The sequence below is a fragment of the Streptomyces sp. SID13726 genome, from assembly GCF_010548375.1.
Classification (GTDB): domain Bacteria; phylum Actinomycetota; class Actinomycetes; order Streptomycetales; family Streptomycetaceae; genus Streptomyces.
Map to the genome: position 1 here is coordinate 1 of NZ_JAAGLY010000254.1, position 525 is coordinate 525.

General features: G+C 70.7%; 1 protein-coding gene. It reads left to right on the forward strand.

Annotation, left to right across the window (positions count from 1 at the left end):
• The coding region (locus tag G3I78_RS47480) for a R3H domain-containing nucleic acid-binding protein (RefSeq protein ID WP_203616511.1) at positions 1–356 on the forward strand (356 nt) is incomplete at its 5' end.
• Positions 357–525 lie beyond the last annotated feature (169 nt).

The window sequence follows — 525 nt, forward strand, 5'->3', positions numbered from 1 at the left end:
CGGTCGAGATCGTCGCCGACGACCCTGCGGCGCTGCGTTCGCTCGTGGGCGACGGTGGGGACGTCCTCGACGCGCTCCAGGAACTGACTCGCCTGGCCGTCCAGGCCCGCACCGGGGAGCGGAGTCGACTGATGCTCGACGTCGCGGGGTTCCGCGCCGACCGTCGGCGTGAGCTGACCGCACAGGCCGAGGAGGCCATCTCGCGTGTCCAGTCGGGTGGGGCGAAGGTCTCGTTGGAACCGCTCAACGCGTTCGAGCGCAAGGTGATCCACGACGCGGTGGCCGCCGCCGGCCTGCGCAGCGACTCCGAGGGGGTCGAGCCCCAGCGCTACGTGGTGATCTACCCCGCGGACTGACACAGTCTCCCGTTTGACGACCGTCGCCCCCCGTTTCACGTGAAACGGGGGGCGACCGTCGTAGGGGAACAGCACGCTGACGGTGTCCATCCAGGAGGGCTGTCACGAACGGGGCGCGGGTCCGTCGGCGATGCTCGCTCGTGGGCACGTCGGGCGGTGCTGACCAGGT